The organism is Martelella radicis, assembly GCF_014196625.1.
Taxonomy (GTDB): domain Bacteria; phylum Pseudomonadota; class Alphaproteobacteria; order Rhizobiales; family Rhizobiaceae; genus Martelella; species Martelella radicis.
The window spans coordinates 373230-387591 of sequence record NZ_JACIDZ010000002.1 but is presented as its reverse complement, the minus strand read 5'-3'; the positions used below and the strand labels follow the sequence as shown (position 1 = coordinate 387591).

General features: G+C 63.4%; 11 protein-coding genes. All 11 read right to left on the bottom strand.

What is annotated here, in order from left to right:
- Window positions 1-296 precede the first annotated feature (296 nt).
- The 11 genes from GGR30_RS05365 to GGR30_RS05315 all read right to left on the bottom strand — a co-directional run bounded on the left by GGR30_RS05365 (window position 297) and on the right by GGR30_RS05315 (window position 14362).
- Entirely contained in the window at window positions 297-1304 is a 1008-nt protein-coding gene (locus GGR30_RS05365; RefSeq protein ID WP_183483291.1) for a substrate-binding domain-containing protein, read from the bottom strand.
- 291 nt (window positions 1305-1595) lie between these two features.
- Window positions 1596-3176 (bottom strand): GMC family oxidoreductase, encoded by a 1581-nt coding sequence (locus GGR30_RS05360; RefSeq protein ID WP_183483289.1) that lies wholly within the window; start codon window positions 3174-3176, stop codon window positions 1596-1598.
- A 272-nt stretch (window positions 3177-3448) separates the two neighbouring features.
- Window positions 3449-4210 (bottom strand): 3-ketoacyl-ACP reductase, encoded by a 762-nt coding sequence (locus tag GGR30_RS05355; RefSeq protein WP_183483287.1) that lies wholly within the window; start codon window positions 4208-4210, stop codon window positions 3449-3451.
- Window positions 4207-5691: a GMC oxidoreductase gene (locus GGR30_RS05350; RefSeq protein WP_183483285.1), complete on the bottom strand. Its 1485-nt coding sequence runs from the start codon at window positions 5689-5691 to the stop codon at window positions 4207-4209. The genes GGR30_RS05355 and GGR30_RS05350 overlap by 4 nt, the downstream gene beginning before the upstream one ends.
- A 3-nt stretch (window positions 5692-5694) precedes the next feature.
- A complete protein-coding gene (locus tag GGR30_RS05345) occupies window positions 5695-6804 on the bottom strand; it encodes an ABC transporter ATP-binding protein (RefSeq protein ID WP_183483283.1) in 1110 nt (369 codons plus the stop codon).
- 4 nt (window positions 6805-6808) lie between these two features.
- Window positions 6809-7690, bottom strand: a complete 882-nt coding sequence (locus GGR30_RS05340) for a carbohydrate ABC transporter permease (protein WP_183483281.1) — start codon at window positions 7688-7690, stop codon at window positions 6809-6811.
- Window positions 7687-8589 (bottom strand): carbohydrate ABC transporter permease, encoded by a 903-nt coding sequence (locus tag GGR30_RS05335; RefSeq protein ID WP_183483279.1) that lies wholly within the window; start codon window positions 8587-8589, stop codon window positions 7687-7689. The genes GGR30_RS05340 and GGR30_RS05335 overlap by 4 nt, the downstream gene beginning before the upstream one ends.
- A 313-nt stretch (window positions 8590-8902) precedes the next feature.
- Complete coding sequence (locus tag GGR30_RS05330) at window positions 8903-10159, bottom strand: ABC transporter substrate-binding protein (RefSeq protein WP_183483277.1); 1257 nt, start codon at window positions 10157-10159, stop codon at window positions 8903-8905.
- A gap of 96 nt (window positions 10160-10255) precedes the next feature.
- Window positions 10256-11773: an aldehyde dehydrogenase family protein gene (locus tag GGR30_RS05325; protein ID WP_183483275.1), complete on the bottom strand. Its 1518-nt coding sequence runs from the start codon at window positions 11771-11773 to the stop codon at window positions 10256-10258.
- 2 nt (window positions 11774-11775) lie between these two features.
- On the bottom strand, window positions 11776-12543 hold the full coding sequence (locus GGR30_RS05320; RefSeq protein ID WP_183483273.1) for an enoyl-CoA hydratase/isomerase family protein: 768 nt from the start codon (window positions 12541-12543) through the stop codon (window positions 11776-11778).
- A 244-nt stretch (window positions 12544-12787) separates the two neighbouring features.
- Window positions 12788-14362 (bottom strand): acyl CoA:acetate/3-ketoacid CoA transferase, encoded by a 1575-nt coding sequence (locus GGR30_RS05315; protein WP_183483271.1) that lies wholly within the window; start codon window positions 14360-14362, stop codon window positions 12788-12790.

The window sequence follows — 14362 nt, the reverse complement described above, 5'->3', positions numbered from 1 at the left end:
TTCTAAAAGAGCAAATTCTGAGGGCCTCTTCCGTGCCGCAGGACCGCGTGCCGGCGCTCATAACGATGTCGCCGAAATCGCGACATCGCGATCTGTGGCACAGGCCGGGCGAATGTGAGGGAGCTGTCGAGAGGGGAAGACCTGGGGCGGCTCCGCCTTTTGCGACGTTGCGCAGGCCGGTTTTGGTCCTTCGATGCGCACGAAGGAAGAGCCCGACGCGTCCGGCGATACCGGTCAGTCGCACGATGCATAGTTTCAATAGGTTAGTTAGTGCGTCCGGATGGACGCACGGCGCTCTAGCCTGCGCCACTGGTGTCGCGGACGGTGAGCGTGACGGGGGAATAGGCCTTTTCCGGCGGCCGCGCGCCCGTCTCGAGCCATGCCAGCATGGTGGCCGCCGCATTGCGGCCGAAGGCGCCGATATCGCAATGGACGGAGGAAAGCTTGGGAAAGGCCAGCGCGCATTCCTCGATATCATCGAAGCCGATCAGCGCGATATCGCGGCCGACGGCGACGCCCGTTTCGGCAAAGCCCGAAAGCATGCCGAGAGCCACCAGATCGTTGAAACAGAGCACCGCATCAAGCTTTCGATGATCTCGGGAAAGCTTCAGCGCGGCATCGCGTCCGAAGGCTCGCGTCGGCCGGCCGAGCAGGGTAAAGGGCTCGGCGCCGGTCTCGGCGATCACGGCCCGGTAGCCGGCCATGCGCTCATGGGTGACCGCCCTGTCCGGCAGGCCGCCGACGAAGGCGATATCCTTCGCGCCGATCTCAACCAGGTGACGGGCGGCGGCGATGCTGCCGGCCTCGTAGTCAAGCGAGGCGAAGGGAAAACGGGCCGTATCGGCATTGGCCATGCGCAGCACCTGCAGCGCGGGAATGCCGGCGCGCGCGATCCGCTCGAACACCGCGCCGTCATCGCCATAGGCGGGCGACATGATCAGCGCCGAAACGCCATGCTCGACCATCGAGGCGATCACCTGATCCTGGATGGCGATGTCCTCGTCGGTATTGGCAATCACGGTGGCGAAGCCGTGTTCGGCGAAGGTCATCTGGGCGCTCGCCGCGAATTCGGCGAAGAAGGGGTTTCTGAGATCGTTGATCACAAGTCCGATCAGCCCGGCCTCGGCCCCGCGCAGGTTTGCCGCCGCGCGATTGTAGACATAGTTCAGCGCCTGCATCGATTGCTCGACGCGCTTGCGGGTCTCCTGCTTGACCAGCGGCGAATTCTGCAGGACGAGCGAAACCGTCGACTTGGAAAGCCCCGCATGGCGGGCCACATCAATGATCGTCGGTCGTTTCGCCACTTACTATTCCCTTTGTTGTGTTCGGCTTCCGCCCCAGGCACCCGACGATCTCTCCCCTTGAGGGAGAGATGCCCCGAAAGGGGCAGAGAGGGGTGAACCGTTTCCGAGAGCGCGGCGTCTGCGGCTCATGCCCGATACCCCCCTCTGTCGCGTTCGCGACATCTCCCCCTCAAGGGGGGAGATTGTGGGTGGCAAGCCTCCCGGAACAGAAACGCTTCCATGCCAAACGGCAAGCCCATATAATTTCCTGCTGGATCGTTCTTGCCTCCTCCGCTCATGCTCCGCAAGTCCTCAAAACCCGTATTCGCGGGCAATCATGTCGGCGGCCTTTTCCCCGATCATGATCGCCGCCGCATTGGTGTTCGACGAAATCAGCGTCGGCATGATCGAGGCATCGACCACGCGCAGGCCGTCAAGACCGTTGAATTTCAGCTCCGGGTCGACAACAGCGCGATCGTCATTGCCCATGCGGCAGGTGCCGGCGGGGTGATGGTCGGTCTTGGCATGGCGGCAGGCATAGTTGAAATAGTCCTGGTCCGTTTTCACCTTAGGGCCGGGGATCATCTCGCGCTTGATGAAGGGGGCAAGCGCCTTCTGATGCATGATCTCCTGCGCAAGCTTCAGCCCGCGGATCGACATTTCGCGGTCATGCGGGTCGGCCCAGTAATTGGGGTCGATCAGCGGCGCATCGGAAGGATTGGCCGATTTCAGCCGGACGCTGCCGCGCGAGCGCGGTCGGAGATAGGCCGAATTCAGCGTCACGCCGGGGTTCTTCATCTTGTCCACGCCCGCCTCGATGCCGGAGCCGAGGCCGAGATGAAACTGGATATCGGGCGAGCGGGCGCCCTCTTCAGCATACCAGAAGCCGCCGGTCTCAAACAGGCTGGAGGCCACCGGTCCCTTGCGCGTCAGGAGATATTGCAGGCCTGCGACCGCCGACCACAAGGGCTCGGCATATTTGTCATAGGTGAAGTCGCCGGCGCATTCGAGAATGGTGAAGAGGTCGAGATGATCCTGCAGGTTGGCGCCGACGCCCGGATGATCGAACACCGCCTCGATGCCGACATCGCCGAGATGCGCCTTCGGGCCGATGCCGGAGAGCATCAGCAGGCGCGGAGAGCCGATGGCGCCGGAGGACAGCAGCACCTCGCGCGCGGCCGTGATCACGTCGCCACTCGCCGTTTCCACGCCGGTGACCCTTCCGTTCTCAACACGCAGGCGCCGCGTTTCGACGCCGGTGCGAATGGTGAGGTTCTTGCGGGTGCGAGCCTCCGCCAGATAGGCCTTGGACGTGGAGGAGCGGCGGGCGTGCTTCTGGGTCAACTGGTAATAACCGACGCCCTCCTGTTTCTCGCCGGTCATGTCCGCGTTGAAGGGAATGCCAAGATCGCCGGCCGCCTTGAAATAGGCCTCGCAGATCGGCAGCGGGGCCGCCGGTTTGGAAACGCCGAGCGGGCCGCCCTTGCCATGGTATTCATTGTCGTAGGTGTCGTTGTCCTCGGCTTTTTTAAAGAAGGGCAGGACATCGTCATAACCCCAGCCGGTGCAGCCCATCTGCCGCCATTCGTCGTAATCGAGGCGGTTGCCGCGCGTGTAGATCTGCGCATTGATCGAGGAACCGCCGCCGATCACCTTGGCCTGGGTGAAGCGGATCGACATGCCGTCCATGTGTTTTTGCGGCACGGTGTGCCAGCCCCAGCTACCGATACCCTTGGTCATCTTCGCAAAGCCAGCGGGCAGCGTATAGAACGGGTGGCTGTCGCGCGAGCCGGCTTCCAGCAGCAGAACGTTGACCTCAGGGTTTTCCGACAGCCTTGCTGCCAGAACGCAACCGGCCGAACCGCCGCCGACAATGATGAAATCATAGGCCATGCACTTTCCTCCCGAGGGCCTTCTAGCATGAGATTAGGAACGTTCCAAATAGAATTTTGTCGCGCAACCCGTATTGTCTCCCCGGCTGAACGGTAGGCCACCGAAGCCCCCAAACAATCTCCCCCCTTGAGGGGGAGATGTCGCGAAAGCGACAGAGAGGGGTAATGGGCATGAGCCGCGGGCGCCGTGCTCCGGGAAAAGGTTCACCCCCCTCTGCCCCTGTCGGGGCATCTCCCCCTCAAGGGGGGAGATCGGTGGTCGCTGAGCCTCCCTCAAAGCCGCGCAATCGACAATCCACCGTCGGCGGCAATCACCGTGCCGGTGGCGAAGGTGAAGCGGCCTTCGGCGAGCGGCAGCACGGCCCTGCCGATATCCTCCGGCGTGCCCCAGCGGGCGGCGGGCACAAGGCCGTCCTTGATGCGGGCGGTGTATTTGTCCTTCACGCCTGCCGTCATGCCGGTCTCGATGATGCCGGGGCGGACGTCGAAGACGGAAATGCCGTCTGCCGCCAGACGCGCGGCGAAAAGCTGCGCCATCATCGCCGCACCCGCCTTGGAGATGCAATATTCGGCGCGTTCCACCGACACCATGTCGGCGCTCACGGAGGTGATGAAGATGATCGACCGGGGCGTTTCCGCCTCCCGCGCCACCATGCGACGGGCCGCCTCCTGCGCCAGAAAGAAGGCGCCGCGCAGATTGACCGACATGACGAAATCGAAGTTTTCCGGCTTGAGGTCGAGCATGTCGCCCCTGACCGGCGCGCCGACGCCGGCGTTGGAGACAAGCGTCGTCACCGGCCCCATCCTCGCCTCGACGTCATCAAGAAGCGCCGGGATGCGATCGAGATCACGCATGTCATGGCAAAAATAGCGGGCCTTGCCGCCGAGCTTTTCCAGCGCCGCCGTCACGGCCGGCGCATCCGGCGCCGCCTCGGCGGCGATCGCGATATCGAACCCCGCTTCAGCCAGAGCCGATGCGATGCCAAGCCCGATTCCCTGCTGGCCGCCGGTGATCAGTGCCAGACTGCCGCTCATGCGCCGAACTCCTTCTTCATCGCGTCCGCCGCCTTCATCGAAAGCGCCGCGACCGTCAGCGCCGGATTGACGGCGGCAGAGGTCGGCAGGGCCGAGGCATCGGTGACGAACAGATTATCATGGTCGAAGCTGCGGCAATCGGGGTCGAGCACCGCCGTTTTCGCATCGCTGCCGATGCGCGCCGTGCCGCATTGATGCGAGGGCACGCGGCCATCGAAAAGCCGCGACAGCACAATCGGGAAGCCGGCGGCCTTCAGCGTCTTCTTCGTCTTTTCGACAAGCTTGTGGTGCGCGGCCATATTGGAACGACGCCAGATAAGCTGGATGTCATCGCCCTTGACGACAATCCGGCTTTCCGGGTCCGGCAGATCCTCCGATATGGCATAGAGATCGACGGCATGGCGCGAGATATGGCGGCAGGCCGCCATCGGCAGGGACGGCACGCTGGCCTTCAGGATCTTTGGCACCACCCGGCCCAGGAGCTGGACATTGCCGAGCGGCGGCCCGTTATGCCCGTCGCTCAAGTACCAGTCATTGATGCCGAAGGTCTTCTGGTAGGTGCTGTCATTCACAAAGCGCGGATCATAGGCGATCAGCGCCGAGGCATTGTGGTTCATGAAGTTGCGGCCGACCTGATCGGAGGAACTGGCGAGCCCGTTCTTCAGCAGCAGGGCCGCGCTCTGCACCGCGCCGGCGGCAAGGGCAACGAAGCGCGGGGTGAGCGTCACGGTTTCGCCGCCCTTGTCGTAGCTGACGCGGACAATGCGACGCCCGCCGGGTTCGGCTTCGAGCCCGGTGGCGCGCGCGCCGGTGACGAGCGTCACATTGTCATGAGACAATGCCGCCGCAAGCCCGCAGGTCTCCGCGTCCATCTTGCCCGAGCGGATATCGGGATAGCCATCCCAGCCATCGGCCCCATGGGAAAGCCAGGTGTCGATATCGACGCCGAGGGGCAGGGTGAAGGGATGGACACCCGTTTTCTCCAGCCTTTTTCGCACGGCGGCGACCGCCGGTTCATCGGGAACCGGGGGAAAGGGGTAGGGGCCGTCATGGGCGGGCTCGGTGGCGTCGCTCGTCACATCGCCGCGCACACGGTAGAGCTTTTCCGCTGCTTCGTAGTAAGGCGCCAGCGTCTCGTAGGGAAACGGCCATGCGGGCGAGATGCCGCCCTCATGCTCCATCGCCTGGAAATCTTCGCTGCGATAGCGCAGCAGCACCGCGCCGTAGAATTTCGAGTTGCCGCCGACATTGTAGTAATTGCCGGGCGAAAACCGCTTTCCCTCCGCATCCAGCCAGGTCTCGTCGGAGCGGAAAGCGCTGTTCTTATAGATGCGGTCGGGATCGCGCACCGGCGCATCGTCAGGGATCTGTTCGCCGCGTTCCAGGATGACGATCTCGGCCCCGGTCGGGGCAAGCGCGGCGGCAAGCGTCGCGCCCCCCATACCGGAGCCGATGATGACCACGTCGGGTGACCGGTTCATGGCTTACCCGATGCGCTGTTCTGTTTCGGGATCGAAGGCGACCGCCTTTTCCATGTTGACGGCGAAGGGGAAGCTGTCACCGGGCTTCACCTCGACATCGGCGCGGAAACGAGCCGTCACCTCCTTGCCGCCAAGCTGGGTAACGACGAAAAGGTCGGACCCGGCGGGCTCGATCACTTCGACCTTGGCGTTGATCGTGTGGACGGCATTGGACGAACGGTCGGCGCCGAGCTCATCGGTGACCGCTTCCGGACGCACGCCCAGAATGATGTCGCGGCCCTCATGCGCGGCCATGGCGTCGCCGGGGAAGGGCAGATGCGCCGTGCCGCCATCGGCGAGCGCGAATTCCGCCGCCGCCTTGCCGTCCCTGTCGACGATCTTCGCCGGAAACAGGTTCATCGAGGGCGAGCCCATGAAGCCGGCGACGAACATGTTGGCCGGATTGTCGTAGATCTCCTTCGGCGTGCCGAGCTGTTGCACATGGCCGCCGAACATCACCGCGATGCGGGTCGAGAGCGTCAGCGCCTCGATCTGGTCATGGGTAACATAGACGATTGTGGTGCCGAGCTTCTGATGCAGCTTCTTGATCTCCGTGCGCATGTCGACGCGGAGCTTGGCATCAAGGTTGGAAAGCGGCTCGTCGAACAGAAACACATCCGGGTCGCGCACCAGCGCCCGGCCCATGGCGACGCGCTGGCGCTGGCCGCCGGAAAGCTGGCCGGGCTTGCGCTTCAAAAGATGCCTGATCTGCAGCAGATCGGCCACCTGGTCGATCGCCTTGTCGCGTTCGGCCTTCGGCACGCCGTGCATTTCCAGACCGAAGGAGATGTTCTCGCCGACATTCATGTTCGGATAGAGCGCATAGGACTGGAACACCATGGCGATGTTGCGGTCCGCAGGCCTGACGCCGTTCATCGACCGGCCATTGATGGAAATGTCGCCGCTGGAGGTCGGCTCGAGGCCGGCAATCATGTTGAGAAGGGTCGACTTGCCGCAGCCGGACGGGCCGACAAGCACCAGGAACTCGCCTTCTTCGACGGCGATATCCGTCTCATGCAGCACCGTCAGCGCGCCGAAGCTCTTGGTGACATGATCGATCTTGAGAAAACCCATGCTTTTACCCTTTCACGCTGCCGGCCATCAGGCCGCGCACGAAGTAGCGTCCGGCGACGATGTAGACGAGCAGCGTCGGCAGTGCCGCCATGATCGCGCCGGCGAAGTGGACATTGTATTCCTTCACGCCGGTGGAGGACTGGACGAGATTGTTGAGCGCCACCGTCATCGGCTGGCTGTTGAAATCGGAAAACGACGCACCGAACAGGAAGTCGTTCCAGATATTGGTGAACTGCCAGATGATGCAGACCACCGCGATCGGCCCGGATGAGGGCAGCATGATGCGGCGGAAGATCGTAAAGAATCCCGCCCCGTCGATCTGCGCCGCGCGCACCAGTTCATCGGGGAACTGGGCGTAGTAATTGCGGAAATAAAGCGTCGAGAAACCGATGCCGTAGACCAGATGCACGAAGATCAGCCCCGGCACGGAACCGGCAATGCCCATGATGCCCAGAATGCGCGCCATCGGGATCAGCACGATCTGGAAGGGGATGAAGCAGGCAAACAGCAAAAGGCCGAAGATGATCTTGTGGCCGCGGAACTGCCATTTGGTCAGCACATAGCCGTTGAGGGCGCCGAGCACGGTGGAGATCGCGACAGCCGGCACCACCATCTGGATCGAGTTCATGAAATAGGGCTTGAGGCCGGTCGCCTGCACGCCGATCTGCGCCGTCGACCAGGCGCTTTTCCACGGTTCGAGCGTCCAGGCATCCGGCAGGTTCATCATCCCGCCCGCCTGAATCTCGCGAAGCGGCTTGAGCGAGTTCACCACCATCACGTAAAGCGGCAGAAGGTAATAGAGGCAGAAGATCAGGAGGATCGTGTAGATGACGAAGCGCGCGCCGCGGCCCGTCGAGACGACCTGGGTGGAAGCATTCGAACTCATTGGTGCTTCTCCCTCAGTTCCGACCAGAGATATGGCACCATGATCGCGGCGATCGACATCAGCATGATCACGGCGGATGCGGCGCCGATGCCCATCTGGTTGCGGGTGAATGTGTAGGAATACATGAAGGTCGCGGGCAACTCGGTGGAACGGCCCGGCCCGCCGCCGGTCAGGGCGATGACGAGGTCATAGGATTTGATCGCCATATGGGCGAGCACCACGATCGCCGACATGAAGGCGGGGCGAAGCTGCGGAATGACGATGCGCCGGTAGAGCGCGAAATTGGAGGCGCCGTCGATCTGGGCGGCCTTCAGCACCTCATTGTCGATGCCGCGAAGGCCTGCGAGGAACATCGCCATGACGAAGCCGGAGGTCTGCCAGACGGCGGCGATCACGATGGTGTAGATCGCCATCTGGTTCGACTTGATCCAGTTGAACTGGAAGCTCGTCCAGCCCCAGGAATGCATCACCGCCTCAAGGCCGATGCCGGGATCGAGAAACCATTTCCAAGCCGTGCCGGTGACGATGAAGGACAGCGCCATCGGATAGAGGTAGATGGACCGGATGAAGCCCTCGGCGCGGATCTTCTGGTCGAGAAAGATCGCCAGCATCAGCCCGATCGCGCAGCAGAAGGTGATATAGAGCCCGCCGAAGATGACGACGTTCTTGACCGCGATCGTCCAGGCTCTCAGCCGGAAGAGGTTCATGTAGTTCTTCCAGCCGACGAGATCATAGCTCGGCAGGATGCGGCTGTCGGTAAACGACAGATAGACGGTAAAGGCGATGAAGCCGTAGACGAAGATCAGAACCATCGCCAGCGATGGACTGAGCACGATTTTCGGCAGGGCGTCACGCAGGAAATCTCCCGCGCTCCCTCGTCTTGCTGCAGACGAAGCCATTCCTATCCTCCGGGTTGGCGGCCCTGCCGCCGGTGTTATTCTGAAGCGGATTACCGCCAATCAATCTCCCCCCTTGAGGGGGAGATGTCGCGAAAGCGACAGAGGGGGGTATGGGGCTTGCCTCAAGCACCGAACGTGCTGCGGGCGGTTCACCCCCCTCTGCCCTGCCGGGCATCTCCCCCTCAAGGGGGGAGATCGACAAGCGGCAAGTTCAGCTGGCAAGCCAAGCCGGTATTGGAGCGAAGTGCCCTTCAAACCCGCCTCATGGTCTGCGAGCGGAGAGGGCCTTGACCCTCTCCGAAGTGCGGCGTGTTTACTGCGCGATCTGTACCGCCGTGACCAGTTCCTCGGTCGCGGTTTCGCTGTCGTACTCACCGTTGAACTGAGCGGTGATCACGTCATACATGGCGTTCTTGACGGAGGCCGGGTTGGCGTGACCGTGCGCCATGGATCCGAACAGGTTGCCGCTTTCCGAGGCTGCGGCCAGATCGGCCATGCCCTTCTTGCCGCAGGCGTCAAACGCCTCGTCCGAGACGTCGGTGCGCGCCGGCACGGACCCCTTGACGACGTTGAAGGCCGACTGGAATTCCGGCGACATGATCGCCTTGGCCAGCGCCGCCTGTTCCGGCGTCGGCTCGTCGCCCTGCTGGAAGAAGGCGAACTGGTCGGAGTTGAAGGTCACCTGGTCCTGCGTGCCGGGGAAGCGGAAGCACAGGAAGTCCTCGCCCGGCGTCAGGCCGGCCTTGAGGAATTCGCCCTTGGCCCAGTCGCCCATGAACTGGAAGGCGGCCTCGTCATTGATGACCATGGCGGAAGCCAGGTTCCAGTCGCGGCCGGAGAAGTTGTCGTCCACATAGCCGCGGATCACGGTCATGCGGTCGAAGACTTCCTTCATCGTGTCGGAGCCGAGCGCTTCCGGATCAAGGTCGACCATCGAGGCCTGGTAGAATTCCGGGCCGCCGGTTGCCATCACCACGGCGTCAAAGATCGTGGCGTCCTGCCAGGCCTGGCCGCCATGGGCGACGGCGGTCTTGCCGGAGGCCTTGACCTTGTCCATCGCGGCAACGAGTTCGTCCCAGGTCTCGGGCTGCTCGATGCCGAGTTCGTCGAGGATCGACTTGTTGGCCCAGACCCAGTTGGTGGAATGCACGTTCACCGGGGCCGCGACCCATTCTCCGTCATATTTAGAGAATTTCTGCAGTGCCGACGGAACAACCTCGTCCCAGCCTTCCTCGGCGGCGATGTCGTTCAGATTGGCGAGCGCGCCTTCCTTGGCCCAGTCGGTGATGTCGAAGCCGAGCATCTGCACGGCCGCCGGAGGGTTGCCGCCGGTGACGCGGGCGCGCAGCACGGTCATGGCCTGTTCGCCGCCGCCGCCTGCAACCGGCATGTCCTGCCAGCCGATGCCCTGATCCTGCAGGTTCTCCTTCAGGACGTTCAGCGCCGCGGCTTCACCGCCCGCCGTCCACCAGTGCAGGACCTCGACATCCTCGGCCTTGACCGATGTCGCGGACGCGGAAGCCGCCACGATGGCGAGCATTGCTGCACTTCTTGCAAAATTCAAACGCATAGTCTCCTCCTCTTTGCGTTTTGAAACCCCATGGCCGGTTTCGGCCATGATGGTCATTTCCTCTCCCGCAGGCCGCAATCGGCGCGGCCGGCGATCTCAGTCGACCCAGGATGCGCGCGTGCGCCCGATGCGCATCGTCACGGTCTTCACCTCCAGGTATTCTTCCAGCCCGTAGCGGCCAAGCTCGCGGCCGAGGCCCGATTGCTTGACGCCGCCGAAAGGCAGTTCGGAAAATCCATCCATCCAGGTATTGGTCCACACGGTGCCGGCCTGAACGCGGCGGGCAAAGGCAAGGCAGGTGCTGACATCGTTGCTCCAGACCCCTGCAGACAGCCCGTAGGCGGCGCCGTTGGCGAGCTCGATTGCCTCCTCAATCGTTTTAAACGTCAAGACCGATAGCACCGGTCCGAAGACCTCCTCCCGTGCGACAGCCATGGTGGAATTGACATTTGTCACGACTGTAGGCGTGTAGAACCGGCCTGACAACCCCGGCACGGCAAGCGCTCCGCCGCCAAGGGGTATGGCCGCGCCGTCGCTTCTGGCGCCGGAAACATAGCCATCGATCTTGTCGAAATGCGCATCCGAAATGATCGCCCCGACCTTGGTGCGCGGATCGAGCGGATCGCCGAAGGGTACCTTTTTCGACAGCGCCACCACCTTTTCGGTCAGCGCCTCGGCGATGTCTTCATGCACGATGATGCGCGAGCCGGAATTGCAGCACTCGCCGGCGTTGAAATAGACGCCGAAGACGATGGCATCGGCCGCCTCGTCGAGATCGCAATCGGGGAAGACCACCTGCGGGTTCTTGCCGCCGAGTTCCAGCGAAACCTTCTTCAGCGTTCCGGCGCTCGCTCGCACGATCGCCTTGCCGACGGCGGTCGAGCCCGTGAACGACACCATGTCGACGCTTTCGCTCTGGCACATGGTCGTGCCCACCGGATCGCCATAGCCGAGCACGATGTTGACGACGCCGTCGGGAATGCCCGCCTCCATCAGCAATTCGCCGAGGATGACGGCCGAGGACGGGGTCAGTTCCGATGGCTTGACGACGGCGGTGCAGCCGGCGGCGAGGGCAAAGGGCAGTTTCTGCGAGACGATCAGGAAAGGGAAATTCCATGGCGCGATCAGGGCCGCGACACCGACCGGCTCCTTCAGCACCAGGCCGAGCATGTCGTCGCCGAGCGAATTGTGGCTGTCGCCGGAAACCGTGCGGGCAAGCGAGGCGGCAAAGCGCCAGATGTCGACCGCCCCCGCGATCTCGTCACGGGCCTGCGCAATCGGCTTGCCGCTCTCCAGCGTGTCGCGCATGGCGATGCGATCAAGGTCGCGTTCGATGAAAGCGGCAACCTTCAGCAGGATCTCGGCGCGCTCCTTGCCGGAGATGCGCGACCAGCGCCCGTCATCAAAGGCGGTCCGGGCGGCAGCGATTGCCGCTTCCGTCTCTGCGACGCCGCCAAGGGCGGCCTCCGTCACCGTCTGACCGTGAGCGGGCGATGCGCGCTCAAAGGTTTCGCCGTTCACGGACGCCTGCCACACGCCGTTGATCAGGTGGCGGGCGACGAAAACCGGTTCCGGCGTGTGATTGACAGCGGGGATGATGGTGAGGTCGGTCATGTCTAACAGCCCTTGAATGACGGTTTGCGTTTTTCGCGAAAGGCCGAAACGCCCTCGGCCTTGTCGAAGGAGGCGGCGATCATGCCGCTGCCCAGCGTTTCGACCATGGCGGAGCGGTCTTCGCCCACGCCCGCGTGGATCATGTATTTGACGATTTCGGTGGAATAGGCGGAGGTCTCCAGTCCGGCTTCGGCGATCTCGAAGGCGCGGGCGCGGCAGTCTTCCGCAATCTCCGCGGCAAAGCCGAGCGCGGTTGCCCGTTCCGCCCCGATGCGCCTGCCGAAGAGCGCCATTTCCTTGACCACGGGCTCCGGCAGAAGCCGCGTCATGCGCTGCGTGCCGGACCAGCCGGGCACGATGCCCACCTTGGGCTCGGGAAGCGCGATCGTCGCCTTCGGCGCCATCACCCGGATATCGCAGGCAATCGCAAGCTCGAGCCCGCCGCCGAACGTATGCGCAGAAAGGGCCGCGATCGTCGGCTTGGAAAGCCGCGCCAGCCGGTCGAAGCGGCGATGACCGTCGCGCACCCAGAAACGGGCGAAATCGCCGGGCGACAGATCGCCCCAGGCATTGATGTCAGCGCCGGCGCAAAAGGCCCGGTCGCCCTCGGCCGTCAGAATGACGAAACGGATGGCGGGATCGGCCTCGATTGCGGCAAGATGAGCCTCCAGGCTGTCGAGCATCTCCGGCGTGAAGGCATTGAGCTTGGCCGGATTGTCGAGGTGCAGCTCGGCGATGGGGCCGTGCGGGATCAGATGAATGGCGCTCATTGCACGGGCTCCATTGTCCTTGAAGACAGAGTCTTGGCTACGAGCCTTGCGAAGTCCTTCCGCCGATCTCCTCCCTTGAGGGGGAGATGTCGCGAAAGCGACAGAGAGGGGTATGGGGCAGAACCGCTTGCTCCGAAAGGACGGAGGGAGTTCACCCCCCTCTGCCCCTGTCGGGGCATCTCCCCCTCAAGGGGGGAGATTGTTGGGTTCGCCGTGACGGCAGAATATGCGGCGTGGCCGGCAATCATATCTTGAGCCCCATCTTCCGTTCGGACAGCAGCGACAGCGGCATGCTGGTCGCGTTTTCTGCGACGGAGACCCGTCCGCCGGACGCGGCGATGATGTCGCGCTCGGGATCGATGCCCGGCATGATCTCGGTGGCGACAAGCCCGTTGTCGCCGATGCGCATAACGCAGCGTTCGGTGACATAGAGCACGTCCTGGCCATTCTCCCTGGCGCGGCTCCCTGAAAAGGTGACGTGCTCGACGGCCTCGACCATCTTTGAGAACTTGCCCGGCTTTTCGACGAACAGGCCCTCGCTCGTCAGGTTGAGGCCGGCCGCCGCCTCGAAAAGCCCTGCAAACACGATCTTGCGGGCATTGGCCGTAATGTCGACGAAACCGCCGCAGCCGGCCGTCAGATAAGGCTTCTTGTCGAGCTTGGAGACGTTGACATTGCCCTTGCGGTCCACCTCGAGGAAGGAGAGGAAGGTGACATCGAAGCCGCCGCCCTGAAAATAGGTGAACTGGTTGGGCGAGGGCATGAAGGCATCGGCGTTCGACGCGCAGCCGAAGGCAAAGCCGGTCAGCGGCATGCCGCCGACGGCGCCCTGCTCGATCGCCCATGTGACGTCGCCGGCATGGCCCTCTTCCAGCAGGATGCGCGGCACCAGCGCGCAGATGCCGAAGCCGAGATTGGCGGCCTGGCCGGATGCGAGCTCCATCGCCGCGCGCCGCGCGATCACTTTTTCCACGCCGTATTCGGCGAGCTCGAAATCCGCCAGCGGGTGGATGATCTCCCCGGAAATCGCCGGATCGTAAAGCGTTTCGGTGGTCTGGTACTGGTCGGGATCGACCACGATGCAGTCCACCAGATGGCCGGGAACGCGCACATCGTGCGGACGCAGCGAACCGGCCGCCGTCACCCGCTTGACCTGGGCAATCACGAGGCCGCGATTGTTGCGCGCGGCAATCGCCTGGTCGAGGCCGCCGAGATAGGCGCCCTCGTGCTCATAGGTGAGATTGCCGTGTTCATCGGCCGTCGTTGCGCGCAGGATCGTCACATCGGGGGCGAAATTGTCGAAATGCAGCCAGGTGTCGCCGGCAAAGTCGACGCGTTTGACGATCGGCGCGTCCGCGGCCTTGTCGTTCATGGCGCAGCCCTGAAGTTCAGGGTCGACGAATGTATCAATGCCGACCTGGGTGAGGACGCCCGGGCGCTTGGCCGCCACGTCGCGGTGCATGTCGAACATGATACCGGAGGGCACGTTGTAGGCCGCGATCCGATTTTCGACGATCATCTTCCAGATTTCCGGCATGGGCAGCGACGAGGCGCCGCTCGGATAGGAACCGGCGATCACCCGGTCGAGGAGCCCGTCGCGAGCGATATGGTCAATGCCCTTGATGCCGTACATATCGCCGGCGGCAATGGGATGCAGCGTGGTCAGCCGCCGGGGATGGCCGGTGGCCTCAAACCGCGCGCCGAGCGCTTCCAGCACCTTGTCCGGGCAGCCGAGACCGGAAGAGGACGACACCGAAACCACGGCATTGTCTGCAATCCGGCTGACGGCGGCTTCCGCGCTGACGACCTTGCTCTTCAT